The sequence below is a fragment of the Parcubacteria group bacterium genome (assembly GCA_041660065.1).
Classification (GTDB): Bacteria; Patescibacteriota; Minisyncoccia; order Moranbacterales.
Genome location: JBAZXC010000013.1, coordinates 1 through 4,021, shown reverse-complemented (window position 1 = coordinate 4,021; position 4,021 = coordinate 1). Strand labels below are relative to the sequence as shown.

The 4,021-nt window shown below is 38.5% G+C and carries 5 protein-coding genes; 4 read left to right on the top strand and 1 reads right to left on the bottom strand.

The genetic code is table 11. From position 1 onward, the window contains the following. The first annotated feature begins 126 nt into the window (after window positions 1–126). The 4 genes from WC819_06790 to WC819_06775 all read left to right on the top strand — a co-directional run bounded on the left by WC819_06790 (window position 127) and on the right by WC819_06775 (window position 3,229). On the top strand, window positions 127–1,071 hold the full coding sequence (locus tag WC819_06790; protein ID MFA5987022.1) for an integrase core domain-containing protein: 945 nt from the start codon (window positions 127–129) through the stop codon (window positions 1,069–1,071). 84 nt (window positions 1,072–1,155) lie between these two features. After that, window positions 1,156–1,692, top strand: coding sequence for a hypothetical protein (locus tag WC819_06785; GenBank protein MFA5987021.1), 537 nt, complete (start codon window positions 1,156–1,158; stop codon window positions 1,690–1,692). A gap of 230 nt (window positions 1,693–1,922) precedes the next feature. Beyond that, on the top strand, window positions 1,923–2,348 hold the full coding sequence (locus WC819_06780; GenBank protein MFA5987020.1) for a hypothetical protein: 426 nt from the start codon (window positions 1,923–1,925) through the stop codon (window positions 2,346–2,348). 173 nt (window positions 2,349–2,521) lie between these two features. After that, the gene (locus tag WC819_06775) at window positions 2,522–3,229 is read left to right on the top strand and encodes a hypothetical protein (protein ID MFA5987019.1); all 708 of its coding nucleotides are present in this window, start codon (window positions 2,522–2,524) and stop codon (window positions 3,227–3,229) included. Between the two features lie 155 nt (window positions 3,230–3,384). Here the strand turns inward: WC819_06775 and WC819_06770 are convergent, their stop codons facing one another. Beyond that, complete coding sequence (locus tag WC819_06770) at window positions 3,385–3,861, bottom strand: hypothetical protein (GenBank protein MFA5987018.1); 477 nt, start codon at window positions 3,859–3,861, stop codon at window positions 3,385–3,387. Window positions 3,862–4,021 lie beyond the last annotated feature (160 nt).

Sequence of the window (4,021 nt, the reverse complement as noted above, 5' to 3'; positions counted from 1 at the left end):
TGTTACAATTGCAGCAATTAGGGTTACCTTTAGGTTTTAGATCTCATGTGATATGGTGGGATGCATATTTGCATCATCATTACCATAAATTCTATGAGAAGAAACACAATAGAGGAAACCATCCATATGAAGGAGAACATCTTAAAAAGATATATAAACAGATCAATAGACAGAAAAGAAACAGCAAAGCTATTGCATATGCACGCCAATGCAGTTTCTAGATTAGCGAAACGATACAAAAAAGAAGGGAAAAGTGCATTAATGCCAAAAAAACCGGGACCAAAGAGCTATACACCAACACATAACAAAACACCAACATGGATCGAAGATCTGGTAAAACACGTAGCACTGAAAAACCCGCATGACGGTCCACAGCCATTAGCAGATAAGCTGTACGACATATACAACATCACAATTCATCCATCAACCGTATACAGAATTCTCAAAAGAGAGAAGATCAGATACACGCAGGAATACAAGAGATGGGTCAAGGAGCGACCAAAGCTGTATTGCCTGGATACGCCAGGCAGAGAGTTACAAATGGATGCGTGCTATCCATTTGGCAGACAAAGACAACTGGCAAGCTTTGATGCCATTGATGATTGTTCTAGATATGTGATCGCAAAGATCTATGCGCACGAAGATGCCAAGAGTGCCATAGATTTCGTAAAGTATATGATACCGAGAGTCCCATTCAAAATACAAAGAATACGCGTGGATAACAGATACGGTAAAGAGTTAAAAACATTTTGTGAATCTATAGGTATAGAGATCATAGAGAATGATCCCTATCATCCCGAGCAAAACGGAAAAATCGAAAGATATCACAGAACCATGAAAAAAGAATTCTTTTATAGGTACATCTCATTTCATGATCCTTTGGAAGTGATCGAATACAAATACCAACAATGGATCCATTATTACAACACGCAAAGAAGACATGGGGGCTATGGCATGGACAGAATGACACCAAAACAAAAGATCGCATCTACACTGTTTTTATCGTTAAACAACATTAACATTACAATTCCTCAAAAAGTAACCTTGACTATGCAACAGTACAAACGTTGACTTTTATTCAATTTTAATTTATCATGTAATGTCTGTTGACTTAATAACTGAAAACTATATTTTATCTCATATCTGGAGGATGAAATGATGAATTTATTAGAAGAATTACTTCGTTTGAATTTCAAAAGAATTGCAATAGTAGATGATACACCAGAAAACATAGAAGCGGCAAAAAATGCTGTTGCGGGAATTTCTGGAATTGACTTTTCATTTTTCAATTCTGCAACGGAGATTTTGGGCCAAATTGATCAATCGTGCTCTTTTGATCTAATTATTACAGATCTTCGTATGGAAACGGAAGATGCCGGGCTGTCTGTTGTGGAAAAAGGATTCAATAATGGTATATTTGTTGTTGTTGCCTCTGGAGGATATCAACATAATAATTCGCCTATAATTCGGCTTGCCCCAGATTCTGCGCAATCTGAAATTGAAGGAGATAAGGATTCTCCAGATACATGGGTGGCAATAATTTCAGCCATCATCGATGTGGCTGCAAAACATACTTCCATTTTGTCCTGCTTTAATCGTCTCCGGAAATCCGGTGCTGACATCAAAGAATTGGGCAAGGGAGTATTTCCTCTTGGTGAACATGTAAGAATGACTATGAAAGGTTGTTTTTAAGCAATTTTTCAGAGATATATAGCCTCATTGGTCACAGTAGTGATCGATGAGGTTTTATTTTTAAAAAAAATCACATCAAATCAGTATTTTCTCCACAAGAAGTCCCTCATCCCTGTTGACTTTTTGGGATGAAGTTACGAGGGTCTTTCTTTGCGTTAAAATTTATTTTTGTTATACTGTTTTTAGTCGTACATTCCAACGTGAAACCCCAATGCAAAGGAGGATGTTTAATGAGCGAACCGATTGTTGCACAAAGGAAAAAATGGACAAAAAAGACCCAAAAAAGCATGCCGGGACATGATCTACGATGGGCGTATGGTCAGTTGCGTGATTTTGGTTCAGTGGAAAAAAATTTCCAACTGAGAGACGTGCCTGATGTCCCCGTTTTAAGGAGAAAAGGTGGAGAAGCTCGATCGGTGAGTACACTTGTTTCACAAAGGGGCATCTCGTCTCAAAATATGCAAAAAACAAGTGGAAATGTTTTTATTCCCATCGAACAAGTAAAAGAGTTGTCCGGCAGGGAGCTATCATTTCTTCGTGACTGTGATATAACACAGGGTTATTTCGATGGCAAAAGAAATGAATTTTTTGTCAGGAGAGGTCAGCAGTGTTTTCGCGGACGGGGAGTTGATGCAAGTGAATGGACAGCTGTTTGAGTAGAAATTGTACTTGGAGTGTGATCCAAAAGATCATTTTGATTATTAAAGAGCGACTAGTGTCTAAATAGATGCTGTCGCTCTCATATTTTTTATAATCAAGGCATGATGCGATGTACAATGATCGAATTATCATGGTAGTATAGGGTACAGATTTAATAGAGCATAAATTTATGAAATTTAATTTTGAAAAAGGGAATGTGGCTCCGATGGGGCGTACAGAGCAAAAAGAGCCTGCAAGAATTTCCAATGAAAAGAGAATAGAGTTGTTGAGGCAGGCAGAATTTTTAGCGGAGAAACTCTATGGGGATATCCCGTATCATAACTTTGGTCACGCCAAAGAAGCTGTTGGCGCGGGATATGAGATCGTTGCCAATTGTCAGGCGAGTGGCATTGACGTTGATAGCGATCTGATCAGGTATGCACTCCTATTTCATGATGCGGGGTATCACGAAGATCATATAAAGATGGGCTTTGACAGCAAAGAAGAATATTCATCGCATTTGGCAGAAAATTCTTTGCGGAGTTTGGGCGTTTCTGATGAAGTCGTAGAGAATGTAAAGAGATGCATCATTAGTACGCATAAGGACAAAGAATCCAGCACTTTGGAGGAAAAGATCGTGCGCGCGTCTGATCTGGTGGGGTTGGCTGGCACATATGAACAATTCAAAGAAAATGCAATTAAGCTTAAAGCAGAAGCGGAGATCATTTCCGGACGTACAATTGCGTGGGAAGAGTGGAAGAAAAGTGTGGAAAGTATAATTACCTTTTACCTAAAGCAGAATATCAAATTGACGGAATGCTATAAGGATGAAGACGGCGGATCCAGATTTCACAATAGGACCAAAAGAAATTTGGAAAAATTCATGACAGAAGAATAACCTGCAAAATAATTATTTCAACAGAGAGGGATAAATTGATTTTGTGCCGAAAAAAATTCAATCTGAATATTTGGAAAAAGTTTGCAGGAATTGGGTATTTTTCTCATAAAATTAAAAAAAATCTCTCCTATTGTAGGAGAGATTTTTTTGAAGTGCTAATCTTGTTGATCTTCTTTTGTCTGGATGAATTTGATATAGCCGAGGGTTAGCGCGACGATCAATCCGAGTGCTACTATGAGAAAGCGAAACTTCGTGTCCTCACTTATGAGTCCGCGGATTATAGCGTAAATGGTGGTAAAGACGCCTCCCAAGAGAATGCCATCGGCGATCATTTTTATTTTGGAAAGGAAGGCCAAACTGATGGCGAGGATGACCACAGCAAATACGAAAGCGATAATAGAAACATTGCGATTGTATGGTTTTGATTTTTCATTATAATCTCGCATCGCCTGGTCATACGTGTTTTGAGCAATGATCTGCTCCTGATTTGAGTCACAGGTTGGTTTGACGGAATTGAGCTCGACGGGATAATCAGGCATTTTTGGTCCGGGATAAAAAGCATCAATGCCCAATCCGACAAAGAGCGCAACCGTTAATGCCAAGAATATTGTATAGAATAGTTTCAATATCATATGCTTTATTATAGCATAGCGTGATCTTTTTTAAAAGAATTGTACTGTTGCATAGTCAAGGTTACTTTTTGAGGAATTGTAATGTTAATGTTGTTTAACGATAAAAACAGTGTAGATGCGATCTTTTGTTTTGGTGTCATTCTGTCCATGCCATAGCCCC